This window comes from uncultured Algibacter sp. (assembly GCF_947495675.1).
Lineage (GTDB): Bacteria > Bacteroidota > Bacteroidia > Flavobacteriales > Flavobacteriaceae > Algibacter_B.
The window spans coordinates 1-26,887 of sequence record NZ_CANLZX010000002.1; the positions used below are offsets into that span (position 1 = coordinate 1).

Below are 26,887 nucleotides of genomic sequence, written 5' to 3' on the forward strand. Positions count from 1 at the left end.
AAATTAGGAAGTGATGTTATGACAGGTCCTTTATCGGCTATTAAAGGATTATTAAAACACCCTTTAACAGATATTGGATTGGCTAAATTTTTAGAAGACTATAACAAAGGAAATTAGAAGTAAACATTCAAATTATTACTCAAAAAAAAGTTCAGTTTTTACTGAACTTTTTTGGAATAATTTTCTCTTTTTCTAAGGTCTTAATTAATTTTTTGACATAAGTTTCAATAGCTTTAGTATTGCTATTGGGGTCTACTAAATCAAATGTTCCTTGCCATACTAAAGATTTATCAGAGTCTTTTTTTAAATTATATATAGTTGTTTCAATATTGTAAACCTTATATTTAGTACGATTTTCTTCATTAAAATAGGCATTTTGATGAGTTAAATAATATAATGCAAATCGACGTAAATGATAATCGGTTTTTGATGATTCACCTTCAAATAATTCATTTTCATCTATACCTTTAACTAAAGAAACTAATACAGTATCATAATTGTTTTGTAATAATTTATCAATTTCTAACTCTATTTCTTTTTCAGTTTGCTCTTTGTTTTTAAAAGAAGATTCAAAAACTACGGCACTTTGCAAAGCATTTATTTTTCTTGCATTTAACTGTGTTATAACTTTAAATTCAAAAGTTTTTCTGGCTTCATAATCTGGTGTTACACCAACAACCAATATTTTTTTAGGTTTAAATAAATTGAATTTCGGATTTTTATTACTTCTAATTAATTTTATTGAAGAACAGCTAGTTATTAGGCATATGAATAATAGAACAAATAAAATTCTTAATCTTGAATTGATATTATTTAATGGCTTCTTCATTTTTTGGTTCTTCCATAATAATTGAATTGATAAGCTTTTGCTCTTCTAAAACAACAGTAATAAGGTTAACATAATCATTTACCGTTTCACTTACAGATTGAGGATCCATAATATCTATATAACCTTTCCAGATAAGTTCTTTATCTTTTGTTGGACAAATACAATACATTGAGGTTTCTGTATGATATACAGTATATTCTTTATAATAATCTGGGTTGTAAAATGCATCTTGATATTTTAAATAATCTTCCCTAAATTTTTTATGTGTGTTATCATACCTTTCGTAATTTTCTTTATATGCTATTTTATCTTCAACACCTATTACTTTTGTTAATAAAATAGTATCAAAACCATCCATTAAAAGTTTGTTTTCTAGCGATATTAATTCCTCTTCAGTTTTCTTTTCGGATGTAAATGTAGGCTCAAAAAGATTTAGGCTCATAACAGCTTCAATGCCTCTAGAAGTATATTCTTTTTGTAATTGGGTTTCAAATTGTTGTCTGGCTTCACGATTAGAAGTCATACCAACTATAAACACTTTATTAGCATTGTAAGAGTCTATATCTGGGTTTTTCCAATTATCAACGAGTTCGGTAGTTGAGCAACCAAATGTAAAGACGCAAATTAATAATATAATAAAATGTTTCATTTTAGTTAGGTTTTTATTGAAGCAAACGCTTTTGTTTGCCTTCTTTAATAATACTTTTTATTAGTGTGAATAGTTGAGATTTTAAAACTTTGTATTTTTTTGAAAACTCGCTCATTACAATAATTAGTTTTCCATGTTCGTCTTTATAAGCATTCTCCTCTTTAATTTGATTTATGCCATCTACCATGATGTTAAGTCCTTTTTCATGGTCTAATACTTTACTTATTAATTCATCGGTTTCCTTTTGTTGAGCAACTAATTGGCTTACAATTTTTTTACTTTCTGCAAAATGTTTTGAATCTATTAGTTGAAGTGTGTATGATTTAATTAAATCATCAAAAAATAATTGTTCATCTTTTGCAAATTTTAATTCAGACAACCATTTAATAGAGCTGCTATGCATGATCTCTGTACTTAGCCAAGCTTCATATTTTTTTACTTTAAATTGTTTTGTTTTCATGATTATTAATTTTTTTAAGAAAGCAGAAAGTAACTTTTTAAGTTTATTACTTTCTGCTTACAAAAAGTTATTACAGCACTTCAATAACTTTTTTAGGGTTTTCTTTTTTAACAGTTTCTTCTTGCTTTAACAGCTTTACCTTTAAAATGCCATTTTTATAGGATGCTTTAATTTCTTGATTTAAATCAACCGAGTTAGGTAGCATCATAGATCTTTGAAAAGACTTGTAGCTAAACTCTTTACGAGAAAAATCATCTTCTTTTTGTTCGTCTTCTTTTTTCTTTTCACCACAAACATGAAGTACATCTTCTTCAATTGAAACTTCGAAATCTTTTTTATCGAATCCTGGTGCTGCAAATTCAATTTCGAAATCCTTTTTATGTTCTTTCACATTCATAGCAGGCATTAAGCTATCACCTTCAAAAAAATCATCTTCAAAAACATCATCAAATCTTGTAAGATTATTTAAGTTAGAATTAAATAACCTATTTCCCCAAGGTCTTAACATACTATTACTCCATGGGGTTAATAATCTGTTTTCTAATGCAGATAAACCATTACGCTTTCTGCGTTTTTTTAATGTTGTCATAATATTAAGTATTAAGGTTAAACTTATTTTTATGTTCTAAATTATTTACAAAAACAGATTTTCGCAATGATATATATCAGTATGCTATGTCTTGAATAGTTAATTAATAAATAATATTTTTAGTCGTTTAGCACACTTTCTGTAAATTGAAAAAGTTTAAATTTAAAGTCGTAAATTTTAGTATTAAAATTGAAAACGTTAAGCTCAATAGCATCATGTTTTTTTATAAAAAAGAGGTCGCAAGCAACATCTTCACATTCCATTTTAATTCTAATTTTATTAGCATGAGAGATTAATCTTTCTATTAACTCCTCACAATTTTTATTTAAAGACTTTATTTCATTTTTAAATTTTGAAAGCGTTTCAAATAAATTCATCGCATGTGGATTAAAAATGGGTTTATTTAATAGATTTTTTAAAAATTGAAGTTCGAATTTTATATTTTCAAGACCAGTTTTATGCATTTTTATATTGTATTCTAATTCTTCAATAGTTTTATTCTCGTTAAAGCTTTTGTATAATAATTGTGGTTCCATTACTTGCTAATTTTAAAATTTAAATGATTAGTTTTTCTACATCTGTAAGTTTTGGTATTGCAACATTCCAATTAAATGTCTCTTTTATTTTTACTCTAAATGCATCTTGTGCATTAGGTTCGCCATGAATTAGAAATACTTTTTCGGGCACATTTTTAATATGACTCATCCATTGTAATAAATCATTTTGATCTGCATGTGCCGATAAACTTTCTATGTGTTTAATTGTAGCTTTTACGGGATAGTATTTACCAAAAAAACGTATTTCATGCACTCCTTCTTGTAATTGCCTACCCCGTGTGCCTTCGGCTTGATAACCTACTAATAGTACTGTTGTAGAAGTTTCGTCTATAAGTTGTTGTAAATAGGTAAGTACCCGTCCGCCTGTTACCATACCACTTCCGGCAATAACTATTTTAGATCTTTTATCATCAATAGTTTCCCATGTTTCTTTATAAGATTGAATAATATTTACATGGTTACACATAGCATTATAATCTGTCATAGATAATTTGTGCCATTTAGGAAAACGCTGAAAAACATCTAAAACATTGTTACCCATAGGACTATCTATAAAAATTGGGATATTGGGAATTCTATTTTTTTTATAGAGTTTCCAGAGTAAATACATTAGTGTTTGCAATCGTTCTACTGCAAAACTTGGGATAATTAAATTACCTTTTTTGTGAATGGTGTTGTTAATAAGTTGAGCCAATAAATCTTCAATACTTTCTTCTGGATGTAATTTATTACCATAAGTACTTTCAACAAATAAAAAATCTGCCCATTCAGGTTTTTTAGGGTCGTCTAGCAAATAATCATTTGGTCTACCAATATCTCCAGAAAAGACAAAACGTTTTCCGTTAATATCCAATTCTATAAAAGTGGCCCCAATTATATGACCATTGTACTGAAAACGGTATGATATGTTTTTAGATAACGAAATCCATTTATCTTGGATTTCAACTTGAAATAGTGCGATGGCTTTTTCTGCTTCCCTCACGGTATAAAAAGGTAACGCAGGATTATGTTTTGTGAATTTTTCCTTATTTGCTTTTTTAGCATCTTCTTCATGAATTTTAGCACTATCTATTAAAATAATTTCTGCAATGGCTAGAGTAGGAGCGGTGCCAATAATTTTGCCTTTAAAACCTTGTTTTATTAATCTTGGTAAATACCCAACATGGTCTAAATGGCCATGTGTTAATAAAACAACATCAATAGTATTAACATCTACAGGTAAATCACTCCAATTAAGTTCTCTTAATTCTTTTAGACCTTGAAACATGCCGCAGTCTATTAATATATTTTTTTCTGAAGTTTCGATAAGAAATTTTGAACCTGTAACCGTACTTGCTGCTCCTAAAAAATTAACTTTCACAAAATTATCCATATGTGTTATTTTTATGCGTTACATAACATTTTTATTTCATTCAATATTTTTTCTTTTCGGGTTTCTGAAACGCCTAAATGGTCTAAATAAAAGGCATCGCCAATTAATTCTCTACACAATACTACATCTCTACTTAATAAAAATTGTTTTTCTCTATTGGTTAATAATGTAGAAACAGTAATTGGATATAAGCCTAAACGATCTATGCGGTCTTTTAAGCCATCATTTTTAGGATAATCCCAGCTTAGTAAATATAAGTTTGCACATTTGCCAAATTGTATTGCATCTATTGTAAAACGTGTGTTTGTTACAACCCAACCTTTTGTAAGCTTGTTGTTTTTGTTATTAGCGTTCCAATAAGCTTTAACATCATTATACCGAGAGTTTATATAAAGTGGAATTTTTACATTACAATTAATTCCCTCATCGTTATGAAACTTACATTCAATTATAGTTGTTTCGCTATTCTTTTTGGCTATGATATCAATTTCGTGGGTAACACATTTTCCTTGTAAAATTTTATTCACTTCGGTTTCATAACCAGAATATTGTAAAATGGCACTTATAAAACGTTCAAAAGGGAAGCCCGTAGGACCTAACTCATAAATGGCTTTTTTAAGTTTATACTTAGAAGCTAAGTAACTTTTTTTCTTTTTAAGTAATGCAAATGCCCTGTTGTAAATCTCTTTTGTTGAAATGCCTTGGTACAATTCATCTCTAACTTTATTAATAATTTGATTTACCGTTTTTTGGTCTGTACCAATGCGTTTTAAGGAGGCCTTTAATTTATCTAAAGAAAATTTTACTTTTTCTCCTGATGATTTAATAATCTCGATAGAGTTTGTTTCCATATCACTTTTTTATTAAAACTGCCAAAACCAAAAAAATGATTTTGGCAGTTACCAACCAACCTAATTTTAATCGACTAGGACGTTGATTTATAAAAATTTTTAACCCAAGCTTTAACTTGTCTTTTAGTCATACTATCTGCTTTTACCACATCTTTAACCTTTTTACTTAAATCTTTGTAATTTGAGTGTATTATTTTATTAAACTTGTTACAAGTTTCTCCAGGTCCAAAGATGACAATTGCTGTAGCATCTTTTATCTCAGAAATGATATGATGGAAATACTTTTTTATTTGATGCTTTTCGCGCTCCAAATATTTGCTATCGTGAACAACATCTTGTGGTCCACCTTTTTTTCGAGAGCCAGAACCACCTTGTATATGAAAATGCTCTACACCAGAAAGGATAGTATTTAAACTAATATCGCCATTGTAAAGGTTTACAATTATTGCTTTGTCCTTATCTAGCCAAATTCCGGTTTTTCTTATACTATTAAATTTTATTTTTCCCATTGTAATTTGTTTATAAAGGATTATAATTTCTGTTTAGTTTCTCAAATCGTGCATGACCAATATGGGAACTTTAGAATCGTAACTAATTTCTTTAACAAGAGGTTTACTTAATATGCTACCAAAAAAAGTGTGCTTTTTATTAATAAACGCTACCATATCACTTTCTCTACTTTCTACAAAACAGTTAATTGCAGCAGGCACTTCAATAGGGCCAAGGGTATGGAAGGAATAATCAATATTTTCAAAATACTCTTCTAATAGTTTTTTGTTATTAAGTTGTTCTTTATCTAATTGGTCTTCTTCGGTAACATGAAGAATTCTAATAGATGCATTACAGTTTTTAGCCAATTCTATTAAATAATTAAGTTCGCGCCTTTTTACATGTGTTCTATAGCTTGTGGGAAATACAATTTCTTTAGGTAAATTATGTTTTGCTAATTCTGGTACAACTAAAACAGGACAATTACGCACCTTTTCCATTACGTTTATGGCGGTACTTCCATAAACTATTTTATTGTAGTTTGTTTCACCTTTTGTACCCATAACAATCATATCTATGTCCTTTTCTTCAACAATGTTTTTTATGGCTTCGACAGCATTATTGAAAGTTGAAATAATTTCAAATTTATGTTTCGGGTTTTTATGATCTTTAAAAGCCAACATATCTAAAACTTTAGCTAGCCCGTTTTCAGAATTTAATTTTGCAGTTTCATATAATTCACTCCCAGGTTCCATGTTAATTAAACTATCAATAATGTTACCTGAAGCAGTAAATACATTTAAAATATAAAACGTACACTGTTCTTTTTTGTATAGCTCTATGGCATAGTTTATAGCATGCCATGCATTTTTAGAAAAATCTGTAGGTAATAATATTTTGCTTCTCATAAGGTTTGTTTTTTTATTACTTAAATTTACTTTTAAGAGCTATTTATAGCAATGATATCTATCAGTTCATTCTGGAATAACTAAAAATGGTATTACAGGTTTAAAACCAATTTTTTTTATCACAGGTTCTTTTATTATTTTTTCAATAAAACTGTGTTTGTAATTTACCATGGCTAGTATTTCAATATTCAATTCTTCTATAAAATCATTGATTTCTACTACTTTTTTTGCATATTTAGGCATCCAATGAAAACTACATTCGTAATTTTTTAAATAGCTTTGTAATTCAAATAAATTATAATCTTGTACATCATTTAATTCTTTTTTTACGTTTATGTGTACAATTCTAATTTTCGAATTATATAAATCTGCTATGTGCTTTAAAGGTTTAATTTCTTTAATACTATAAAACCTATTGTAATCTGTTGGAAATGCTATTTGTGTAGGTGTAATAAAATTATAATCTTCGGGTACAATTAAAATGGGGCAATTTCTAATATTATTAATTACATGAACGGTATTACTACCAAAAAATAATTCTTTTGTACCAGTAGCTCCTTTAGTACCCATAACAATTAAATCTATTTTCCATTCTTCAATGGCTTTATTAATAGCTTTATTTAAATTCTCAGTACTTAAAATTATTTGATAGTCATGATTTGCATTAGCGTTATTTATTTCTACTATTTTTTTTACTTGTAGTAATTCTTTTAAAGCATCATCTTTCATAGTTTCTAATAACTTATTTGAAAGATTTGATAAGGTGGATACTTTAATTGAAATTGAATTTAGAAAGTAAAACGAGCACTCCTCATTAGCATAAAGTTTTAAAGCATAACCTATGGCACTCCATGAGTTGTCTGAAAAATCTGTGGGTATTAATATGTTTCGTTTCATCTGTTTAATTTTTATTTTGTTAATTTCAGATGTATTTTGCCTTTAATTACATGTGATTATTTATCACATATTTGTAATATTTCTATTCTTTATTTTTCGTTGAAGGAATTACTAAAAAGGGTATGTTTAAATGAAAGCCTATTTGGTTTATGGCATTCTTGAAAAACAAATTTTCAAAAAATGAATGTTTATTATTAATCATTACCAATAAGTTTATTCGATTTTTTAATTGAAAATTATTGATTGCTTCTGCTACTGTTTGTCCACTAACACTATGAAATAACTTGGCTGTATCTTTTAAATAAGTTTCTAGTTTGTTTTTATTTTTTAATTGTTTTTCAGATAAGTCATAACCATAAGTTGCATTTAACACATTTACTCTTGTATTAAAAAGAGCGGTAATATCATTAATTGGTTTAATATGATAGTCTTTATAATCAATTTCATAATCTGTAGGAAATAGTACTTCATGAGGTTTTTCAAATTCGAAACCATCAGGTATTGCAATTATTGGGCATTTTACATTTTTAAATACATGTACAGTATTAGATCCAAATAACACTTCTTTTAATCCCGAAGCACCTTTTGTACCCATTACTACAAAATCTATTTTCTTTTTTTTAACGATATCTTTAATTTCTTGAACTAAAGTGTTAAAAACAGCCATTGTTTCTATTTTATGCTTAGGGTTCTTATACTCATTTTCTATTCGTGTCTCAAAATCACTCAAGTTTTTTAATGCATTATCTTTAATTGCATCATACATACCAAATTGTGCAGGTTCAACTAACACATATTCTACTTGATAAATTGCTGGTGTATAGGTGTTAAGTAAATAGAATTTACAGGATTCGTTCTTAAAAAGCTGTAAAGCATAAGTAATAGCATTCCAAGAGTTTCTAGAAAAATCGGTAGGAAGAAGTATATTTTTCATGACATTTATTTTTTAATTGTTATAATTTGCGTTGTATATTTTGTAGTGCTAAAAAAGGTATATCAAGATTTAAACTTAATTCATCAATAGTAGATTGGTATAAAATATTTTCTAAAAATGAATGTCTAGTATTTACCATTACAAGCACATCGGTATTATTTTCTTTAATAAGTTTATAAATTGCATTAATGATGTTTTTGCTGTTTTCTACTTTAAAATTGATACTGTTTTTACATAGTTCTTCTTTAATAAATTCTTTGTTATCTTTTTGCCTCATAGATAGTTTATTGCTTTTAGAGATGTATAACATGTCAATTTTAGCCCTATATGGGTGAGCCATTTCACAGAGTAATTTTAATTCTCGTCTCTTATATGGTATTAAATAATTTGTTGGAAAAAGAATATGCTTAGGTTGTTTGTATTTATAGTTTTCTGGAATGGCAAATACAGGGCATTGCACATACCTTAATACCTGAAGAGTGTAGCTGCCAAAAGTTATATTTTTATCATTAGTTTTACCTTTAGTACCCATAATGATAATATCTATATTGTGTTTATCTACAATTTTATCAGTTTCATCAATAAGTAAATTATTAGAAGAAATAGTATAAAAAGTATGTCTTGGGTTTGGTGATATATTAGTAATCTCTTTTTTGATATCTTGTAGTTTCTCCTCAGATTTTTTACTAATGGTGTTTGTTCTATTCTCTAAAGTTTCTTTAGTCAGTAATTCTTCGTCAGAATAAATGTCATCTTGATAAGCGTGCATGATATAATACTCGCTAACGTCATATTTAAATAATTCTGTAGCGTATTTTAATGCATTCATTGCATTTTTAGAAAAATCGGTAGGAATCAATATTTTTCTCATGGCTTTTAGTATTATTACTAAAAATAGATACTAAGCCGTTTAAAAACAATGATATATATCAGATTAAGTAACCTGGTAGAAACAACAAATTAAGAGAATAATACTAACGAAAAAAAGAGATATTTAATAAACACCTCTTTTTTTCTTCACATTATAGAATTAATTAATAGCCGCTTTTTGAATAAGAAACAGGAAGTTTATACTTCCTGTTTCCTTTTTATAAAATATTTGATTTTATTGGTTAGCATTTACTAATTATTAATATCCCTTATGGAAGCTATATTAAATCTTTAGCTTACTAATAATTCCAAACATTTATAAAACAACGTTTAACATATTGCAATACAAAACGTTGTAATTTTTTAAAAAAAACAGGAAGCTTACACTTCCTGTTTTTCCAAAGTATTTATTGTCATTTTCTCACTTTTGGTTTTCTGCAATTTATACCCTGTTATTAAAAAGGCATTATTGAGGTTTTCTTGTCAAAAAACAGCTTGAAACACTCTGTTTTGGTATTATTATTTACAACAACAATACCTATATATATTTTAAAAAACAGGAAGCTTATACTTCCTGTTTTTCCAAAGTATCTATTGTCATTTTCTTACTTTTTGGTTTTCTACAATTTATATCTTGCTTTACGAGATACTATTGAGGTTTTCTTGTCAAAAAAATAGCTTCAAACACTTTGTTTTGGTATTATTATTTTACAACAACAATACCTATATTTTTGCAACTATGTAAAAGAACTTTTTAATTATGGTACTAATCTAAACATCTATTTCCAATTAGTAAATGATATCCATCAGTTTACAAAAATTATACGGGTATAATGCCATACACTATATTTAATAAAAATAAACCCATAAGTAATAATAGGGTATATATAATTTGCACTAATTTAATATTAACAAACTGTAAAAATGCTACCATACGCTTAGGGAATATAAATAATGATAAACCAATAAATAACGAAATCCACCCTATAAGTGTAATTATAAATTTCCAATTGGCTTCCCAAATATTATGAAATAAAATATTAAGTAAACCAACAATTATTGCCATAAATGATGACATGATTAAAAATTTTTCATCATTTAAATCATTGAAAATTTGTTTAATTCTTTTAGGGTTGAAGCTTAATATACAAAAGAAGATAATTAAATACCATCCCCAAAACTTTGCTAAAAAAAATGAATTATCCATGATGTTTTAAGATTTATCGTGTAATACTAAAAAAGGTGTTTCTATATGATAACTTATGTTCTCTACTTTTGAGCGGAACAATATTTGTTGAAAATAATTTAGATTTTTTGCCACCATACAAATCATATTTATATCTCGGCTTTCAACAAAACATTGTACAGCACTTTCTACTTTGTTATTTGATAAATAATGGAAACTATATGGTATGTTATTAAAGTAATCTTCTAATATTTCTTTACTTATAATTTGGTTACTATTTAAATCTGTTTTCTTTTTATTTATGTGAAGTATTCTTAACGAGGAATTCCATTTTTCTAAAATATCATAAAGAGGGTCAAGAATTTGTATATTATAGTTTACAGAAAAATCAGAAGGAAATGCTATTTCATCCATTTTAACAAATTGAGCACCTTCTGGTATTGCTAAGGTTGTACATTGTACTTTTGTAATAACATCGGCAGTATTGCTTCCAACTATAATTTTTTTTAAGCCAGAGGCACCTTTTGTACCTAATACAATACAATCTATTTTTTTTTCTTCAACATGTTTTCTAATAGAATCTAAGAAATAATTATAATCTGTAAGTGTATAAAATTTATGGTTTTTATTATTTGTAAACTGTGTAGCTATACGTTTTAAAATTCCACGTAATTTTAATTTTGTAGGCTTGGTATAAACATTATCTACAACTTGATTTGTGGCAACATAAGTAGAGTCGTCAAAAACAACGGTGCTAAACCTATTTACGTGTAATAAAAAAAAGTTACATGATTCATTTTCAAAAAAATTAATTGCGTATACAATAGCATTCCAAGAGTTTTCTGAAAAATCTGTGGGAAGTAATATATTTTTCATCTAATAGCATTTTACTTGTACTAATGTATGTTGTAAATGCTAAAGAAGAAATGATATTCGTCATTTTTAAAATGAGTTAAATAATAGATTTATTTAAATAACATTTTTTAATTTTTCAATGTTTATAACTTTAATATTTCTGCCTTCTGCTTTAATAATACCTTGTTTTTTAAACTCGGTTAAAGCTCTAATTAAAGTTTCTGTAGCAATACCAGCAACACTTGCTAAATCGTTTCTTGAAATTTTTATAGGATCTTCTGGTTTACGATTCATTTTTTCAGCAAATTTTAAAATGGTAGCGGCTGTTTTTTGGTTAACAGTTCCATATGCCATTTGTAAAAGTTGTTTTTTTACATTAGATAAATCGTCGGTTAAAAGATTAATAAGTTCTAATGCTACTTTATGATTTTTACTAAGAATATTATTGAATTCAATGATAGAAATCCCTATTAAATTAGTGTTTGCAATTGCTTTAGCTGTTTCTTGATGAGGAGTGGTTTCTGTAAATGAGGTGTAACCAAATATATCATCTTCTTTGAATAAAGCGGTAGTTAATTCTTTTCCCTGCTCATCTATTCTATAGTTTTTTACAGCGCCTTGACCAATTAAGTATATGTAATTTGAATGGTCGCCTTCTCGGTAAATTACTTCTTCATTATCATATGCGAACTCTTCACCATAATCTTCAAAAAAGTTTTTTAAATCATTAAGTGTTTTTATTTCATTTTCATTTGGTTCATCAATATTGAGTTCTTTTTCGCGCTTTAATTCTTGCAAGATTGAAACTTTAGCTAAACGGCTTTCTATAGCACTTACTAAATCATTTTCAGTAAATGGTTTTGTTATATAATCATCGGCACCTAAATTCATACCTTTTCTAACATCGCTAGGTTCTGTTTTTGCAGATAAAAATATAAAAGGTATATATTTAGTTAATTTACTTTTTGAAAGGGTTTTAAGTACACCATAGCCATCAAGTTCTGGCATCATAATATCACATATTATAATATCTAAATCAAAGTGTTGTTTTTTTGCAACATTAACTCCATATATTCCATTTGGAGCTTTTAACACTTTATAGCCTTGAAGTTCTAGAAGTTCAGCTGTATTTTCCCTTAAAACCACATCGTCTTCAATGAGTAAAACAGTTTTCATGGTTGGTTGATATTTAATTAGTTGTTTTTACTGTATTCTTATTATTTTAAATAATTATATTTCTAGTTACTACTAGTTCTTATTCCGCTACATTAGGAAATGTTATTGTAAAAGTTGTTCCAAGGTTTTCTTTGCTATTAAAACAAATATTGCCGCCTAAGTTTTCTAGGTGGTTTTTAGCTATGTTTAAACCAATTCCTGTGCCTTGGGTGTTAATAACATTTTCTGCTCTAAAATAACGTTCAAAAATGCTTTTTTGGTCTTTTAAAGGTATACCTACGCCTTCATCAATAACTGATAATGTAGTAACATTGTTATCTTGTGTAATTTTTAAGTCTATTACCGATCCTTCAGGCGAATATTTAATGGCATTATGCAATAAATTTGAAAATATTAGCTGAATTATTTTCTCGTCTTGATAGAGCGATAAATCTTCAATATCTTCAGGATAATTTATTTGTTGACCTTCTTTTAAAAGCATATTGGCATTATACACAACCTCATTTACTATTTTGCTAAGTTTAAAATGGTTAAATTTATAATTAACTTTTCCTGTTTCTAATTTTTCAATAGAAAGAAAATCGTTTAATATATTATTTAAATAATATACTTTATCTGTAATGGTTTTTATGTGTTTATCTCTTTTTTCTTGATGTTCACTTAAATGGTATTTACTTAGTAGTTGACTAGATGTTAAAATACCACTTAAAGGTGTTTTAAACTCATGTGAAACTAATGATAGGAATTTAGTTTTTAGCTCATTAAGTTCTTTTTCTTTGTTTAGTGCAATTTTAAGTTGTTGGGTTCTTTCTTCTACTTTGTTTTCTAATCTTGTAGTGTAGTTTTTTCGTTCTGTTATATCTAAAATAATGGCAACAAAAACTTTTTTTTCGCCTAGATATGATGTTTGTAAATGTACTTCAACAGGATATTTAGTGCCATCTTTTCTCTGGTGTATTGATTCAAATTCTAATTTTTCAACGTTCTTTTTAATTAAAACATCTATAGTTTTTATAAATTCATCTTTAATAGCAAATGGCTTTATATCAAGGGGTGTCATGTGTTTTAACTCTTCAATATTATAACCAATATTTTTTTGAGCACCATAGTTAGCATTTATAAATTTTAGTGTTTTAGTATCAAAAACATATATTTCATTTAAAGACTCATTAAATATTGTTGCTAGGTGATGGCGTTCTTCTTCAGATTTTATTTTTAAAGTAACATCATTTTGTATGCCAATAAAATTTGTAGTATTTCCGTTAGAATCTATAATAGGGAAAACATATAAATCGTTCCAAAACATAGAGCCATCTTTTTTGTAATTTCTAAGTGTTGCTTGGCAACTTTCTCCTTTTTTTATAGCTTCCCTTAGTTTTTTAAGTGGTTTTTGATTTCTGTCTTTACCTTGTAAAAAGCGACAATTATGATTAAGTATTTCTGCATCAGAATAACCAGTAAGATTTTGAAAAGCAGAATTAAAATAAATTATTGGATTATCTTTTTTTAATGCATCAGTAATAACAACACCATTTTTTGAAGATTGTAATGCTTGAGTTCGCAACATTAAGTTTCTTTCAGTTTCTTTCTTTTCTGAGAGATCTTTAATTACAGCCATTACATAGGTTTCATTAAAGATATAGAAAGGGTTTAAATCAACTTCAACAGGAATAACTTCTCCGTTTTTTTTTAAACCAAAAATATTTGAGGAATCACCCATTTTACGGCGTTTGCCCATTTTTATAAATGCCTCAAAGCGTATAGCGTGTCTTTTATGATGGGCGGGAGGTATAAGTGTATTTAATGCTTTTCCTGAAATTTCTTTTCCTGAATACCCAAAAATATTTTCGGCGGCAGTATTTACTTTTACTATGTTTTGATTTTCATCAACAATTAACACACCCTCAGAAATGGTTTCTGAAAGAATATTAAAAATATCTTTATCTTGATGAAACATAAAATTTTATGTTTTAGTGGTTTTTTAAAAATACAAAAAAAATGTCTTAAGCATTACTGATTTTTATCATATATGATTTGGCAAAAAGTATGTAATTTTATAAATATATTCTGGGAAAATGAAAACCAAAAAAAAATTAACTCTTAAGTTTTACCAAAACCTTGGTAAGTTATTCTATGCTATGGCAGCGGCAGATAAGCAAGTGCGTGATGTTGAATCTAATAAGTTAAAAGAATTAGTAAAAAAACAATGGTTGGCTGTTGATTTAATTGAAGATCCTTATCATACAGATGCAGCATACCAAATTGAAATTGTTTTTGATTGGTTGAATAGTCAAGAAAACTTAAATGTAAAATCATGTTATAATGATTTTGTATCTTATAAAAATGATCAGCCACAATTATTCACAGAACCTATTAAAAAATTAATTTTAAAAACAGCAGGTGCTATTGCAGCTTCATTTTCAGGTGTTAATAAATCAGAACTAATTATGCTTGCCCAACTAGATATAGATTTAAAAAAAAATAAATAATGAATAATAGTTTTTCTAATATTATTAATTCAGATACACCTGTTTTGGTAGATTTTTTTGCCAATTGGTGTGGGCCATGTAAAATGCTAGCTCCTATTTTAAAAGACGTAAAGCAAGAACTAGAAGACACCGTTAAAATCATTAAAATAGATGTTGATAAAAATCAACCTTTAGCCGCAAAATTTCAAGTTAGGGGAGTACCTACTATGATTCTTTTTAAAAATGGTAAACAAGTTTGGAGACAATCTGGAGTACTTCAAAAAAATGAAATTATTAATATTATAAAATCTAACTTATGAGTACTCATATAGAGGCTAAAAAAGGTGATATTGCAGAAACAGTTTTATTACCAGGAGACCCATTACGTGCAAAATGGATTGCAGAAACATTTTTAGAAAACGCTACCTGCTATAACAATATACGAGGTATGTTAGGTTTTACAGGATTTTATAAAGGTAAGCGAGTTTCTGTTCAAGGTACTGGTATGGGTATACCATCTGCACTTATTTATTGTAATGAATTAATAAGTGAATATGATGTGAAAAACCTAATTCGTGTTGGTTCTGCAGGATCTTATCATAAAGATGTAAAAATACACGATATTGTTATTGCTATGGCTGCCTCATCAACTTCGGGCATTAATAATTCACGCTTTTTAAATGCAGATTATTCGCCTACAGCAAACTTTGATTTGTTTATGAAAACAGCATTGTACGCCAAAGAAAAAAATATTCCTATTAAAGCAGGTAATGTATTATCTGCTGATGAATTTTATGATGACGATTTTGAGTCTTATAAAAAATGGGCAGATTTCGGGGTGCTATGTGTCGAAATGGAAACAGCTGGTTTATATACAATAGCTGCTAAATTTAATGTAAAGGCCTTATCTATTTTAACCATTTCAGACTCTTTAGTTACTAAAAAAAGTATAACTGCTAGCGATAGAGAGAGTAGTTTTAATACCATGGTAGAAATGGCTTTAAATACATTATAATTTACTTTTAATGTTTCTTTTTTTTGAATGATAAATATCATTTTAAAATTGCTCTAAGCATCCTATTTTTAGAATGTTAATTGTAAATACATAGTCTTAAAAAATAATAATATTACCCAAAAATAATTCCTGTTATTGTTTAAAGCAAACTACAGCAAATTAGATTTTATATTTTTTATAAATGAAATTGTAACAGCTGTTAATAGCCAATTTAATAGTGTTTTAAGTGATGTGGTAATATTAATTTAGCGTTTACAAAAGACTTAGTTTTAACTGTTACCAATGAAAATTATAAATAATTCATTAAATAAACAGGATGAAAGCAAATTTAAAATTAGGGAGTATTTCTGGAATTAAAATTAAAGTACATTGGACGTTCTTTTTTTTAATTGCATGGATAATTTTTGGCGAATTAAAAAGGGGTGGTACAAGCGAAAGCATATTATTTAATGTCGCATTAGTGCTAGCAGTTTTTGCATGTGTGATATTACATGAATTAGGGCACGCCTTAACTGCCAAAAACTTTGGTATACAAACAAAAAAAATAACATTACTGCCTATTGGTGGAGTGGCAAGTTTAGAAAGTATACCAGAATCACCAAGACAAGAATTTTTAGTTACCATAGCGGGCCCTTTAGTAAATGTTATTATTGCCATATTTCTCTATTTTATTGTACCTGTTAATGAATTTGTACACTTAAATTTTACAGAAACCTTTGAAGTATTAATGAGCTTTACATTTCAAAATTTTCTATTCTATTTATTTATTGTTAATGTAGGCCTAGTAGTTTTTAATTTGATACCAGCTTTTCCTATGGATGGCGGACGCATTTTAAGGGCCTTGCTAGCAAATAAAATGAATCGTGTAAAAGCTACCCAAATAGCCACAAGTGTTGGGCAATTTATTGCTGTATTATTTCTTTTACTGGGTCTTTTATACGATCCGTGGTTAATATTAATAGCCTTATTTATTTTTATAGGCGCCTATGGTGAAAATAAAATGGTGCAACATTTAGCTTTAATTAAAGGACATACTGTCGAAGAAGCAATGATGATTAATATTACCACTTTTCAGCCAGATGATTCTTTAGATTTAGTTGTAAACAAATTAATATCGAGTACAGAAAATAATTTTGTTGTGTTAAAAAACAATGAGGTTGTAGGGCTAATTTATCACCAAGATATTATAGATAATTCCAATAAAAATACATTGGTTAAAGATATTATGAATACAAATTTTAAAATAGTAAAAAATACAGACTCACTTCAAGAGATTTATAAATTATCACTTAGTGAAATAAATTCTTTCTTGCCAGTTACTAAAAACAACAAACTTGTAGGAGCCATTGATAATTTTAACTTAAACGAATATATATTGTTACAAACAAAATTAGCATAATACATATGATACGACTTAACATTTTCATGATTATTCTTGTGTTATTTTCTTGTTCAAAATCAAAAGATAAAATACTTCCAACGGAAAGAAGTTTAACAGAATCGGTATATTCATCAGTTACTATTCAACCAGATAGTTTATATCAAGCTTATGCTATTGTTTCTGGTATATTAGATAAGAATTTTGTGGAAGAAGATGAGGTAGTTTTAAAAGATCAGCCATTAATTCAAATAATTAATAATACGCCAAAACTTAATTCCCAAAACGCAAAATTCACCTTAGAATTGGCCAAGGAAAATTATAATGGAAGTGCTGCTGTGTTAAGCAGCATTAAAGATGAAATAGCTTCTGCAAAGCTTAAATTTAAAAATGACTCTATTAACTATTTCCGTCAAAAAAATCTATGGCAGCAAAAAATCGGTTCAAAATTAGATTTTGATACTAAAAAGCTTAATTACGAACTAGCTATCAATAATTTAAAAACTGTACAAAACAAATACTTTACCACAAAAAACGAATTGCAAACAGCTGTAAAACAAGCTCAAAATAATTATAAAACAGCTTTAATAACCACTAAAGATTTTATGGTTAAAAGCAAGATAAATGGAAAGGTATATGCTTTATATAAAGAGCCAGGAGAAATTGTAAACACAATGGAAGCATTAGCAAGTATAGGAAGTGCTACCAATTTTGTTATTGAAATGTTGGTTGATGAAGTTGACATTATCCGAATATCAAAAAATCAAAATGTTATTATTCATTTAGATGCATATAACGGTCAAGTTTTTACAGGTAAAGTATCAAAAATATATCCTAAAAAAGACGAGCGAAATCAAACCTTTAAAGTTGAAGCTGTTTTTGAAAATCCACCAAATATATTATACCCAGGACTATCTGGCGAAGCCAATATTGTTATAGCAAAAAGGGATACAGTATTAACTATTCCTAAAAGCTATTTAATTGATAATGATAAAGTACAAACAGATGAAGGACTAACTACTATAAAAACAGGATTGCAAAATATGGAGTACATTGAGGTAGTTTCTGGAATTACTAAAGATACCCACATTTATAAACCAGAATAATGACAAACTGGAAAGTCATATTAAACATTGCTAAAACTCATTTGCTTACTAAGATAAAGCAAACATCTACTGCTGCTTTAGGGGTTACTTTCGGTATTGGAGCGTACATAACTTTAGTTTGTTTTATGACGGGTTTAAACGCCATGTTAGATGATTTAATTCTAAATCAAACACCTCATATTCATATTTATAATGAAATTGAACCTTCAGAAAATCAGCCTATCACTTTATACGATGATTTAAAAAACAGTTTTAATGTTGTACATTCTATAAAACCAAAATTAACTCAAAAAAAAATTCATAATGCCTTACCAATTATTTCATATTTAGAAGATAACCAAGATGTATATGGTGCTTTGCCACAGGTAAAAACACAAATCTTTTATATGGCAGGTTCAATTGAGTTGGGAGGAAATTTAACGGGTATTAACCCTGTAGATGAAGCACGTTTATTTAATATGGGCGATTATATTGTTGAGGGTTCTGCTGAGGCTTTACAAAACTCAGATAATGGTATTTTATTAGGTATTGGTATTGCAAAAAAAATGTCTTTAAAAGTTGGTGATCGTGTACAAATAAGCCCTATAAACGGTGGTGTTTTTCCCCTAAAAATTGTTGGATTCTATCAAAGTGGTATTTCAGACATTGATGCCATACAAAGCTTTACTAATATTAAAACAGTACAACGTATTTTAGGTAAAGCTAAAAACTATATTACAGATATTAATGTAAAATTATATGATATAGAACAAGCAATGCCTATGTCAAAAAAAATAGAGAAACAATTCAATTTAACAGCTATAGATATTAAAACAGCCAATGCACAATTTGAAACAGGTACAACCATAAGAAACCTTATTACTTATGCGGTTTCTATAACGCTTCTTATTGTAGCAGGATTTGGAATTTATAATATTTTAAACATGCTTATTTATGAGAAGATGAACGATATAGCCATTTTAAAGGCTACGGGGTTTTCTGGTAAAGATGTTCAGTTAATTTTTATGAGTCAAGCCATGATAATTGGTTTTGTTGGAGGTGTTTTAGGTTTACTTGTTGGTTTTGGTTTAGTAAGTATTATTGATACAATTCCTTTTCAAACTGAAGCATTACCAACAGTAGAAACGTATCCTATAAATTTAAATCCATTGTTTTTTGTTATTGGTTTTTCCTTTGCTATGCTTTCAACTTTTTTAGCAGGATATTTACCATCAAAAAAAGCAAAGAAAATAGATCCTGTACAAATTATAAGAGGGCAATAAAATGAGTGTAGTATTAGAAGCAAAACATATCAATAAATACTTTAGAAAACCAGTATTATTTCATGTTTTAAAAGATATTAATTTTCAAATAAAAAAAGGGGAGTTTGTATCTATTATGGGGAAATCTGGTTGTGGTAAATCTACTTTGCTTTATATCCTATCTACTATGGATACCGATTATGAAGGCCAACTGTTATTAAATGATAATTTAATAACAGGCCAAACCAGAGATCATCTTTCATTTATCAGAAATAAACATATTGGTTTTGTATTTCAATTTCATTATTTATTGTCTGAATTTTCAGTTTTAGAAAATGTGATGCTTCCTGCTAAAAAACTTGCCGAAAAAACACATGAAGAAATTGAATTTGACGCATACCAAAAGCTAAAAATGCTTAATATAGAGCATTTGGCAAAAAAGAGAGCGTCTAGGGTGTCTGGTGGAGAAAAACAGCGTGTTGCTATTGCTAGAGCTTTAATTAATAACCCCTCTATAATAATGGGCGATGAGCCTACAGGTAATTTAGATAGCCATAATGCTGAAAATGTATTTAATATTTTCAAACAGTTAAGTGATGAGAAAGGATTATCACTTTTAATTGTAACCCACGACGAAGATTTTGCTAATAAAACAGATAGAATTATTCAAATGGGAGATGGTGAAATTATTGTCTAATAAAATATAAACACTTCTTTCAAAAATATTATAGGACTGATATTCATCATTTCAAATCTGCATTTTTAAAATTAATTTTAAGTATTAATCTTAAAACTAGTAAGATGATTAATTATAGAAACAGACCAAAAGGGAATTATATAAAAGATGCAAATTGGAATGAACTTTATCTATTGTCTGAAAAATGGAAAAGCGATTTAGAGTTTTATTTGTATGAATTAAATTTTCTGGAAACTTTAATTGAAAGCCATTTTTCTGAACTATTACTTACCGAGAATCTTGACGAATTAAGAGAGTTGCAAATTGAGCTTTATGAACTAAAGAACCAAAGTGAATATTTGCTTAGTTATACTAAGAATAATCTTGAATGTATTGTGGATGTTATTAACAACGTTTATATTCATGAAACCTCCAGTCTTAGAATTGAGAATGAGCAGCTTGAAGAAAACATAGTGCGTTTTATAAATGCAGAAAGAGAAATTAAAAAGTTCATTTTTAATATGATTAAAAGTATACTTGAAAACAAAAAATCAAGAAAGTTTTGGATGTTTAATTAATACAATTAGCTCTCAATTACAAAACTTATATTTAAAAGTTATAAGAGAATATTCCTTTTTGGCATAAATTTTTAGAGCATTTATGGATTAATAAAAATACTACAGAAGATTAATTAAGGCGCATAAAAAAGTAAATATTAAAACATCATATTGAAACCTATAAATCAAAATAAATGGCATTTATTGATTATTATAAAATATTAGGAATATCTAAAAATGCTTCCGAAAAAGACATTAAAAAAGCTTATCGAAAATTAGCACGAAAATATCATCCTGATTTAAACCCAAACGACAAGATTGCCGAAAAAAACTTTAAAGAAGTTAATGAAGCTAATGAAGTATTGAGCAATCCTGAAAATCGAAAAAAATACGATCAATATGGCGAGCATTGGCAAAATGCAGAAGCGTATGAAAAGGCAAAGCAGCAACAACAATATCAAGGAAGTTACCGAGACGGTTACCAAAGAAGCAATCAAGGTGCTTCTGGTGGTTATTCAGAACAAGACTTTTCAGACTTTTTCGAAAACATGTTTGGTGATGCATCCTCACAATCTCGTGGTAGACAAGTAAAGTTTAGAGGGCAAGATTTTAATGCCGAATTACAACTAAACTTAAAAGATGTTTTTACTACACATAAACGCACTTTAACAGTTAATAACAAAAATATTCGAATTACTATTCCGGCTGGTGTAGAAAACGGACAAATTATTAAAATAAATGGTCACGGAGGTAAAGGTGTTAATGGTGGGCCAAATGGCGATTTACTTATTCAATTTTTAATTATAAACCATTCAAAATTTAAAAGAGATAAAGATAACCTCTATACAACCGTAGATTTAGATTTATATAAAGCTTTATTAGGCGGAGAAATTATGGTTGATACATTTAATGGTAAAGTAAAATTAAACATTAAACCAGAAACCCAAAATGGTACAAAAGTAAAGTTGAAAGGAAAAGGTTTTCCAAAATATAAAAAAGAAGGGCAATTTGGAGATTTATACATCACTTATCAAATAAAACTACCAACTAAACTTTCTTCTGAAGAAAAGGAACAACTAAAACAGTTACAAAAATTGCGTTAATATGAAACCAAAAGATTTAATACCCATACAATTAATTTGCAAAAGTTATAATGTTCCAATCTCTTTTATTAACACTTTACAAGAGTATCAACTTATAGAACTTATAGTAGAAAAGGAAGATTCTTATATTCATTCTAAGCAAATAAAAGAGGTTGAAAAAATAATGCGTTTACACTATGATTTGGATATTAATTTAGAAGGTGTAGATGCCATTTATAATCTCTTAAAACAAGTTGAAACATTAAAACAAGAAATAAGTATTTTACATAACAGATTACGATTTTACGAAGGTTTATAAATACATATTATAATGGAACAAATAAAAACCTGGTTTGCAGAAAACCCAACGTTATTTAGTGTTTTTAAGTATGTTTTACTTGTGTCATTTGTTCTAATACTAATTCAATTAATAAGACGGTATTTAAGAAAAAAAGTAGCAAATACTAATGCTCGATATAAATCTCAAAAAGGTGTTGAAATTATTGGATATGTTGTTTTAATCATTCTTTCCTTTTCATATTTTACAGGCAATATAAAAGATTTTTCTTTGGCTATTGGTCTATTTAGTGCAGGTGTTGCATTTACACTTCAAGAGTTAATTTTAAGTATTGCGGGATCGTTATATATATTTATTGTTAAAGTATATAAACCTGGAGACCGAATCGAAATAAATGGTATTAAAGGTGATGTAATTGATGTTGATAGTATTTACACTACCATGATGGAAATTGGGCAATGGGTAAGTAGTGATAATTATAGCGGACGCATTGTAAAACTAAGTAACGCCTTTGTGTTTAAAGGCCCTATTTATAATTATTCGCAAGACTTTCCTTTTATTTGGGACGAATTTAATTTACCTATTAAGTACGGTTCAGATATGGAGCTAGCAAAATCTATAATAATTAAAATTGCTTCAGAAACGCTTTCAGAATACACCAAAAATTCAAAATCTAAATGGTCAGAAGTTGTCAATAAATATTATATTGAAGATGCTGTTGTAGACCCAACCTTAGCAATTACATTAACAGATAATTGGATTCAATTTAATCTTAGGTATATTGTAGATTACAAAAAAAGACGTCATACAAAACATGTTTTAAATGATTATATTAGAAAAGCAATTGAAAATACAAATGGTCAAGTTTTATTAGCATCAACAACTTTAGAACTTATTAAAATACCTGAATTTAATGTGAATGTAAATAAGGGTAAATAAAACCTTTTTATATTAATTCATTATTAAATGTTAACTCTAACTTATGGAAGTTATAATGGCAGAAAATAAAAATGAAACCCATAAGCATAATCATGGTATTGGAAAAAAAGCAGAACTCTATTTTGCTATTTTATGCGGTGTATTTCTTCTTATTGGTTTTATTGTTCAAAAAGCAACTAATTTATCTAGTTTACTTTTTCTATCATGTTATATTATCTCTTATTTTTTTGGTGGTTATTATATAACTATCGAAGCTTTTAATAAAATTGTTAAAGGTGGTTTTGATATTGATTTTTTAATGATTGCTGCAGCCTTGGGTGCCTTTTATATTGATAAATGGGCAGAAGGTGCATTGCTTTTATTTTTGTTTAGTTTAGGGCATGCTTTAGAGCATTTTGCCATGAATAAAGCAAAGAAATCTATTGAGGCTTTAAGTAAACTTTCGCCTAAAACCGCACTTATAAAATATCAGGATAAACTTGAAGAAATACCTATTAAAAACCTCAAAATAAATGATGTTATTGTTGTAAAGCCAAATACAAAAATTGCTGCCGATGGGGTTATTATTAGTGGCAGTAGTAGTATAAATCAAGCGCCAATAACTGGAGAAAGCATACCTGTAGATAAAGTATTTATAGAAAACACCAATAATTTACCCAGGTTCACAGAAATTGATAAGAAACATATTGTTTTTACAGGAACCATTAATGGAGATAATAGTATTGAAGTTTTAGTCCTAAAACTTAGCAAAGACTCTACTGTTTCCAGGTTAATTAAAATGGTAAGTGAAGTTGAAACTCAAAAATCGCCAACACAACGACTAACCAAAAAATTCGAAAAATGGTATGTGCCAATAGTTATACTAGTAGTTTTTTTATTGTGCTTTGCCCATGTTTTTATTAACGAGAGTTTTAATCAAAGTTTATATAGAGCTATTACCGTTTTAGTAGCTGCAAGCCCTTGTGCTTTAGCAATTTCTACGCCAAGTGCGGTTTTAAGTGGTATTGCAAGAGCTGCACAAAAAGGTGTACTTATTAAAGGTGGTAAAGCTTTAGAAGATCTTGGAGAGATTACTACCATAGCATTTGATAAAACTGGTACATTAACTGAAGGAAAACCAAGGCTTACCAATATTATTCCTTTAAATAATTTTGATAAAATAGCGTTTATTGAATTAGTACTTGAAGTTGAAAGTTTAAGTAATCATCCACTAGCTAAAGCCATAGTAAATGATATAAGAGTAGAGTATAAAATTGAAGCAAAAAATAAAGCATCAAAAGTTAATGCTATTCAAGGCAAAGGAATGTCTGCAACATTTAATGGTGAAAATGTTTTTATTGGTAATACCAAACTTATTGAAGATGCTGGCATTACTATAAATAAAGACATTACTACTAAAATGGATACGCTTTTAAAAAATGGGCATACAGTCATGATTGTTGCGTTTAAAAGTGATATAATAGGCCTTATTAGCGTTATGGATATACCAAGAAAAACTACTGCCTCAACATTAAAACGTTTAAAAGAAATAGGTATAAAACAAATGATTATGCTTACTGGCGATCACCAAAATGTAGGCGATGCGATAGCCAAACAAATAGGACTTACCGGTGTTAAAGGAAATTTGTTGCCAGAAGACAAGGTTTCTGAAATAAAAAAATTAATTAAAAATAATAAAATTGCCATGGTTGGCGATGGTGTAAATGATGCACCAGCAATGGCTTTAAGTACCGTAAGTATTGCTATGGGAGCAGCTGGCAGCGATGTAGCCTTAGAAACTGCAGATGTAGCTTTAATGTCTGATAAAATTGAGAATCTACCATTTGTAATAGGTTTAAGTAGGGAATCAAAACGAATTATTAAACAAAATATCTGGATAAGTTTAGGTGTAGTCGTTTTGTTGGTGCCTGTTACTATCTTAGGTTTAACAAATATTGGTTTAGCTGTTTTATTTCACGAAGGTTCTACAATTGTGGTAGTTATTAATGCACTAAGATTATTGCGTTATAATTTAGATTAGTTGTCGTGTTTCATAATAATTTTTAATTTACATTTTATCTAACTAAGTTTCTCTGCTGTTCTTCAAAGTTTATTTATTAGCTGCTCTTTCTTATAATAGATAACAATTAATTTTCCATTATAATAAATTTTTTAAAATGATATCTATATGCATTTAAGTTAAATAGCTTCAAATAGAAATGGAACTAATAAGTTTCATGTAAAGACAATTAATTAGCTAAAATAGCTAAAGTTAGCAGGTAAAATATTGCCAATTGATATATATCATTGTAAATAAAAAAAAGCAATAATACTTTTAAGGGGATAGATATAAACAATGCCATGAGAGTTTTAGAAAAAGATGATATTATACATGTGTTGCAAACAAACTATATTGGTTATTTATCTTTTATATCTAACAATGAGCCATATGTAATACCCATTACTTATTATTATAATAAAGATGAAGATTGTATAATTAGTTATTCTTCAGAAGGGCATAAAATAGAAGCCATGAGAATGAATAAATCCGTATCTCTTGGCGTAACCAACATAATGTCTATTAATAATTGGGAGTCTGTTTTAATTCGTGGTACGTTTGAAGAGCTTGTTGGTACACATGCTAAACATCAATTACATAAGTTTTCGGTTGGAATAAAAAAAATAATATTGATTCAAGAGAATAAAGCTAAACAATTAATAAGTGATTTTTCTAGTAAAATAGCAACAAAAGGCTTACCCATAGTTTTTAGAATAAAGGTATCTGAGATAATTGGTAAATCTAGAGAGTTCTAATTGCTAAGGTTTAAATTTTATTGAATTCAAATGACATTTTTTTTAAAAATATATAAATAAAAAATAGAAGCTATGATAACAGATTTAACAAAGGCAGAATGTCTAAAAATATTAAGTAGTAATTATATAGGTCATTTAGGATACATATCTAGGAATTTACCATTTGTAATTCCTATTACCTATTATTTTGATAGTAAAAACATAACCGTTATTGGTTACTCGAGTGAAGGGCATAAAATAAATGCACTTAGAAAAAATAATGCAGTAGCACTTGAGGTTGTAGAGGTCGAGTCAATTAATAACTGGAAATCTATATTAGTTCATGGCGTTTTCGAAGAGTTACAGGGTCCAGATGCTAAATATTGCCTTCATGAGTTTTCTGATAAAGTAAAAAAACTTGTTCTCATTAAAGAAAAAAAAGAGCTTGATTTTATACCTCAATTTTCTGCTAAAACTCATTCTGAAACTATTCCAATTGTATACCGTATAAATATTCAAGAAATAACTGGAAAGGAAAGAAAAACAAAAAAATCTAATCAATACGCTGTTATTAATAGAAGAAAAAAAATAGAAGATATTTTAAACGTTAAAACTGAGTGAATCATGTTTTATAAGAAATTAAACTATTCTATAACTAAAAATATTGATGCAGTTAAAGGAAAATAAAAGCAATTTAAATCTAAAAAATATTTTGTATTCAGAGTTTTGAACT

General features: G+C 27.9%; 30 protein-coding genes and 1 pseudogene. 15 read left to right on the top strand and 16 right to left on the bottom strand.

The window, feature by feature from the left end; all coding sequences use genetic code 11:
• A pseudogene (locus Q0842_RS01670) lies at positions 1-117 on the top strand (fructose-6-phosphate aldolase); the annotation flags it as partial.
• A gap of 34 nt (positions 118-151) precedes the next feature.
• Here the strand turns inward: Q0842_RS01670 and Q0842_RS01675 are convergent.
• From Q0842_RS01675 to Q0842_RS01750, 16 genes are all read right to left on the bottom strand, one after another.
• Positions 152-829: a hypothetical protein gene (locus tag Q0842_RS01675; protein ID WP_298493571.1), complete on the bottom strand. Its 678-nt coding sequence runs from the start codon at positions 827-829 to the stop codon at positions 152-154.
• On the bottom strand, positions 810-1,478 hold the full coding sequence (locus Q0842_RS01680) for a hypothetical protein (protein WP_298493573.1): 669 nt from the start codon (positions 1,476-1,478) through the stop codon (positions 810-812). Before Q0842_RS01680 ends, Q0842_RS01675 begins: the two co-directional genes overlap by 20 nt.
• A 13-nt stretch (positions 1,479-1,491) precedes the next feature.
• The gene (locus Q0842_RS01685; RefSeq protein WP_298493577.1) at positions 1,492-1,938 is read right to left on the bottom strand and encodes a hypothetical protein; all 447 of its coding nucleotides are present in this window, start codon (positions 1,936-1,938) and stop codon (positions 1,492-1,494) included.
• Positions 1,939-2,008: 70 nt separating this feature from the next.
• Positions 2,009-2,527, bottom strand: a complete 519-nt coding sequence (locus Q0842_RS01690) for an Hsp20/alpha crystallin family protein (protein ID WP_298493580.1) — start codon at positions 2,525-2,527, stop codon at positions 2,009-2,011.
• 119 nt (positions 2,528-2,646) lie between these two features.
• On the bottom strand, positions 2,647-3,063 hold the full coding sequence (locus tag Q0842_RS01695; RefSeq protein WP_298493583.1) for a hypothetical protein: 417 nt from the start codon (positions 3,061-3,063) through the stop codon (positions 2,647-2,649).
• Positions 3,064-3,082: 19 nt separating this feature from the next.
• Positions 3,083-4,456 carry an MBL fold metallo-hydrolase gene (locus tag Q0842_RS01700; RefSeq protein WP_298493586.1) on the bottom strand — a complete coding sequence of 458 codons (1,374 nt, stop codon included), beginning with the start codon at positions 4,454-4,456 and terminating at the stop codon, positions 3,083-3,085.
• Between the two features lie 11 nt (positions 4,457-4,467).
• Positions 4,468-5,307 (bottom strand): restriction endonuclease, encoded by an 840-nt coding sequence (locus Q0842_RS01705; RefSeq protein WP_298493590.1) that lies wholly within the window; start codon positions 5,305-5,307, stop codon positions 4,468-4,470.
• A gap of 74 nt (positions 5,308-5,381) precedes the next feature.
• Positions 5,382-5,816 carry a hypothetical protein gene (locus Q0842_RS01710; protein ID WP_298493593.1) on the bottom strand — a complete coding sequence of 145 codons (435 nt, stop codon included), beginning with the start codon at positions 5,814-5,816 and terminating at the stop codon, positions 5,382-5,384.
• 33 nt (positions 5,817-5,849) lie between these two features.
• A complete protein-coding gene (locus tag Q0842_RS01715) occupies positions 5,850-6,704 on the bottom strand; it encodes a universal stress protein (protein ID WP_298493596.1) in 855 nt (284 codons plus the stop codon).
• A gap of 66 nt (positions 6,705-6,770) precedes the next feature.
• Complete coding sequence (locus Q0842_RS01720) at positions 6,771-7,601, bottom strand: universal stress protein (protein ID WP_298493599.1); 831 nt, start codon at positions 7,599-7,601, stop codon at positions 6,771-6,773.
• A gap of 82 nt (positions 7,602-7,683) precedes the next feature.
• Positions 7,684-8,535, bottom strand: a complete 852-nt coding sequence (locus tag Q0842_RS01725) for a universal stress protein (protein WP_298493602.1) — start codon at positions 8,533-8,535, stop codon at positions 7,684-7,686.
• Positions 8,536-8,554: 19 nt separating this feature from the next.
• On the bottom strand, positions 8,555-9,406 hold the full coding sequence (locus Q0842_RS01730) for a universal stress protein (protein ID WP_298493605.1): 852 nt from the start codon (positions 9,404-9,406) through the stop codon (positions 8,555-8,557).
• Between the two features lie 819 nt (positions 9,407-10,225).
• Positions 10,226-10,612, bottom strand: coding sequence for a hypothetical protein (locus Q0842_RS01735; protein WP_298493608.1), 387 nt, complete (start codon positions 10,610-10,612; stop codon positions 10,226-10,228).
• Between the two features lie 6 nt (positions 10,613-10,618).
• Positions 10,619-11,467 carry a universal stress protein gene (locus Q0842_RS01740; RefSeq protein WP_298493611.1) on the bottom strand — a complete coding sequence of 283 codons (849 nt, stop codon included), beginning with the start codon at positions 11,465-11,467 and terminating at the stop codon, positions 10,619-10,621.
• Between the two features lie 93 nt (positions 11,468-11,560).
• On the bottom strand, positions 11,561-12,622 hold the full coding sequence (locus tag Q0842_RS01745; RefSeq protein ID WP_298493614.1) for a response regulator: 1,062 nt from the start codon (positions 12,620-12,622) through the stop codon (positions 11,561-11,563).
• Positions 12,623-12,701: 79 nt separating this feature from the next.
• A complete protein-coding gene (locus Q0842_RS01750) occupies positions 12,702-14,579 on the bottom strand; it encodes a PAS domain S-box protein (protein WP_366941093.1) in 1,878 nt (625 codons plus the stop codon).
• 118 nt (positions 14,580-14,697) lie between these two features.
• Here Q0842_RS01750 and Q0842_RS01760 point away from each other — a divergent pair, with 118 nt between their 5' ends.
• The 14 genes from Q0842_RS01760 to Q0842_RS01825 all read left to right on the top strand — a co-directional run bounded on the left by Q0842_RS01760 (position 14,698) and on the right by Q0842_RS01825 (position 26,775).
• Positions 14,698-15,111 (top strand): hypothetical protein, encoded by a 414-nt coding sequence (locus Q0842_RS01760; RefSeq protein ID WP_298493617.1) that lies wholly within the window; start codon positions 14,698-14,700, stop codon positions 15,109-15,111.
• Positions 15,111-15,410 (top strand): thioredoxin, encoded by a 300-nt coding sequence (gene trxA, locus Q0842_RS01765; protein ID WP_298493619.1) that lies wholly within the window; start codon positions 15,111-15,113, stop codon positions 15,408-15,410. Before Q0842_RS01760 ends, trxA begins: the two co-directional genes overlap by 1 nt.
• A complete protein-coding gene (gene deoD, locus Q0842_RS01770; RefSeq protein ID WP_298493622.1) occupies positions 15,407-16,105 on the top strand; it encodes a purine-nucleoside phosphorylase in 699 nt (232 codons plus the stop codon). Before trxA ends, deoD begins: the two co-directional genes overlap by 4 nt.
• A gap of 316 nt (positions 16,106-16,421) precedes the next feature.
• Positions 16,422-17,504, top strand: coding sequence for a site-2 protease family protein (locus Q0842_RS01775; RefSeq protein ID WP_298493625.1), 1,083 nt, complete (start codon positions 16,422-16,424; stop codon positions 17,502-17,504).
• 5 nt (positions 17,505-17,509) lie between these two features.
• A complete protein-coding gene (locus tag Q0842_RS01780; RefSeq protein WP_298493628.1) occupies positions 17,510-18,589 on the top strand; it encodes an efflux RND transporter periplasmic adaptor subunit in 1,080 nt (359 codons plus the stop codon).
• On the top strand, positions 18,589-19,851 hold the full coding sequence (locus tag Q0842_RS01785) for an FtsX-like permease family protein (protein WP_298493630.1): 1,263 nt from the start codon (positions 18,589-18,591) through the stop codon (positions 19,849-19,851). Before Q0842_RS01780 ends, Q0842_RS01785 begins: the two co-directional genes overlap by 1 nt.
• Position 19,852: 1 nt before the next feature.
• A complete protein-coding gene (locus tag Q0842_RS01790; protein WP_298493633.1) occupies positions 19,853-20,527 on the top strand; it encodes an ABC transporter ATP-binding protein in 675 nt (224 codons plus the stop codon).
• A 104-nt stretch (positions 20,528-20,631) separates the two neighbouring features.
• Entirely contained in the window at positions 20,632-21,084 is a 453-nt protein-coding gene (locus Q0842_RS01795; RefSeq protein ID WP_298493636.1) for a hypothetical protein, read from the top strand.
• A gap of 173 nt (positions 21,085-21,257) precedes the next feature.
• Positions 21,258-22,166 carry a J domain-containing protein gene (locus Q0842_RS01800; protein ID WP_298493639.1) on the top strand — a complete coding sequence of 303 codons (909 nt, stop codon included), beginning with the start codon at positions 21,258-21,260 and terminating at the stop codon, positions 22,164-22,166.
• Position 22,167: 1 nt separating this feature from the next.
• Positions 22,168-22,464, top strand: coding sequence for a chaperone modulator CbpM (locus Q0842_RS01805; RefSeq protein WP_298493642.1), 297 nt, complete (start codon positions 22,168-22,170; stop codon positions 22,462-22,464).
• Positions 22,465-22,476: 12 nt separating this feature from the next.
• Positions 22,477-23,382: a mechanosensitive ion channel family protein gene (locus Q0842_RS01810; protein WP_298493645.1), complete on the top strand. Its 906-nt coding sequence runs from the start codon at positions 22,477-22,479 to the stop codon at positions 23,380-23,382.
• A 43-nt stretch (positions 23,383-23,425) separates the two neighbouring features.
• The gene (locus Q0842_RS01815) at positions 23,426-25,402 is read left to right on the top strand and encodes a heavy metal translocating P-type ATPase (protein ID WP_298493648.1); all 1,977 of its coding nucleotides are present in this window, start codon (positions 23,426-23,428) and stop codon (positions 25,400-25,402) included.
• A 320-nt stretch (positions 25,403-25,722) separates the two neighbouring features.
• Entirely contained in the window at positions 25,723-26,175 is a 453-nt protein-coding gene (locus Q0842_RS01820) for a pyridoxamine 5'-phosphate oxidase family protein (RefSeq protein WP_298493651.1), read from the top strand.
• Between the two features lie 72 nt (positions 26,176-26,247).
• Positions 26,248-26,775: a pyridoxamine 5'-phosphate oxidase family protein gene (locus tag Q0842_RS01825; RefSeq protein ID WP_298493654.1), complete on the top strand. Its 528-nt coding sequence runs from the start codon at positions 26,248-26,250 to the stop codon at positions 26,773-26,775.
• The last annotated feature ends 112 nt before the right edge of the window (positions 26,776-26,887 follow it).

Excerpts from the sequence above, each read along its gene's own strand:
- Q0842_RS01675 (WP_298493571.1), bottom strand. The coding sequence starts at position 829 with ATGAAGAAGCCATTAAATAATATCAATTCAAGATTAAGAATTTTATTT.
- Q0842_RS01680 (WP_298493573.1), bottom strand. The coding sequence starts at position 1,478 with ATGAAACATTTTATTATATTATTAATTTGCGTCTTTACATTTGGTTGC.
- Q0842_RS01685 (WP_298493577.1), bottom strand. The coding sequence starts at position 1,938 with ATGAAAACAAAACAATTTAAAGTAAAAAAATATGAAGCTTGGCTAAGT.
- Q0842_RS01690 (WP_298493580.1), bottom strand. The coding sequence starts at position 2,527 with ATGACAACATTAAAAAAACGCAGAAAGCGTAATGGTTTATCTGCATTA.
- Q0842_RS01695 (WP_298493583.1), bottom strand. The coding sequence starts at position 3,063 with ATGGAACCACAATTATTATACAAAAGCTTTAACGAGAATAAAACTATT.
- Q0842_RS01700 (WP_298493586.1), bottom strand. The coding sequence starts at position 4,456 with ATGGATAATTTTGTGAAAGTTAATTTTTTAGGAGCAGCAAGTACGGTT.
- Q0842_RS01705 (WP_298493590.1), bottom strand. The coding sequence starts at position 5,307 with ATGGAAACAAACTCTATCGAGATTATTAAATCATCAGGAGAAAAAGTA.
- Q0842_RS01710 (WP_298493593.1), bottom strand. The coding sequence starts at position 5,816 with ATGGGAAAAATAAAATTTAATAGTATAAGAAAAACCGGAATTTGGCTA.
- Q0842_RS01715 (WP_298493596.1), bottom strand. The coding sequence starts at position 6,704 with ATGAGAAGCAAAATATTATTACCTACAGATTTTTCTAAAAATGCATGG.
- Q0842_RS01720 (WP_298493599.1), bottom strand. The coding sequence starts at position 7,601 with ATGAAACGAAACATATTAATACCCACAGATTTTTCAGACAACTCATGG.
- Q0842_RS01725 (WP_298493602.1), bottom strand. The coding sequence starts at position 8,535 with ATGAAAAATATACTTCTTCCTACCGATTTTTCTAGAAACTCTTGGAAT.
- Q0842_RS01730 (WP_298493605.1), bottom strand. The coding sequence starts at position 9,406 with ATGAGAAAAATATTGATTCCTACCGATTTTTCTAAAAATGCAATGAAT.
- Q0842_RS01735 (WP_298493608.1), bottom strand. The coding sequence starts at position 10,612 with ATGGATAATTCATTTTTTTTAGCAAAGTTTTGGGGATGGTATTTAATT.
- Q0842_RS01740 (WP_298493611.1), bottom strand. The coding sequence starts at position 11,467 with ATGAAAAATATATTACTTCCCACAGATTTTTCAGAAAACTCTTGGAAT.
- Q0842_RS01745 (WP_298493614.1), bottom strand. The coding sequence starts at position 12,622 with ATGAAAACTGTTTTACTCATTGAAGACGATGTGGTTTTAAGGGAAAAT.
- Q0842_RS01750 (WP_366941093.1), bottom strand. The coding sequence starts at position 14,579 with ATGTTTCATCAAGATAAAGATATTTTTAATATTCTTTCAGAAACCATT.
- Q0842_RS01760 (WP_298493617.1), top strand. The coding sequence starts at position 14,698 with ATGAAAACCAAAAAAAAATTAACTCTTAAGTTTTACCAAAACCTTGGT.
- trxA (WP_298493619.1), top strand. The coding sequence starts at position 15,111 with ATGAATAATAGTTTTTCTAATATTATTAATTCAGATACACCTGTTTTG.
- deoD (WP_298493622.1), top strand. The coding sequence starts at position 15,407 with ATGAGTACTCATATAGAGGCTAAAAAAGGTGATATTGCAGAAACAGTT.
- Q0842_RS01775 (WP_298493625.1), top strand. The coding sequence starts at position 16,422 with ATGAAAGCAAATTTAAAATTAGGGAGTATTTCTGGAATTAAAATTAAA.
- Q0842_RS01780 (WP_298493628.1), top strand. The coding sequence starts at position 17,510 with ATGATACGACTTAACATTTTCATGATTATTCTTGTGTTATTTTCTTGT.
- Q0842_RS01785 (WP_298493630.1), top strand. The coding sequence starts at position 18,589 with ATGACAAACTGGAAAGTCATATTAAACATTGCTAAAACTCATTTGCTT.
- Q0842_RS01790 (WP_298493633.1), top strand. The coding sequence starts at position 19,853 with ATGAGTGTAGTATTAGAAGCAAAACATATCAATAAATACTTTAGAAAA.
- Q0842_RS01795 (WP_298493636.1), top strand. The coding sequence starts at position 20,632 with ATGATTAATTATAGAAACAGACCAAAAGGGAATTATATAAAAGATGCA.
- Q0842_RS01800 (WP_298493639.1), top strand. The coding sequence starts at position 21,258 with ATGGCATTTATTGATTATTATAAAATATTAGGAATATCTAAAAATGCT.
- Q0842_RS01805 (WP_298493642.1), top strand. The coding sequence starts at position 22,168 with ATGAAACCAAAAGATTTAATACCCATACAATTAATTTGCAAAAGTTAT.
- Q0842_RS01810 (WP_298493645.1), top strand. The coding sequence starts at position 22,477 with ATGGAACAAATAAAAACCTGGTTTGCAGAAAACCCAACGTTATTTAGT.
- Q0842_RS01815 (WP_298493648.1), top strand. The coding sequence starts at position 23,426 with ATGGAAGTTATAATGGCAGAAAATAAAAATGAAACCCATAAGCATAAT.
- Q0842_RS01820 (WP_298493651.1), top strand. The coding sequence starts at position 25,723 with ATGAGAGTTTTAGAAAAAGATGATATTATACATGTGTTGCAAACAAAC.
- Q0842_RS01825 (WP_298493654.1), top strand. The coding sequence starts at position 26,248 with ATGATAACAGATTTAACAAAGGCAGAATGTCTAAAAATATTAAGTAGT.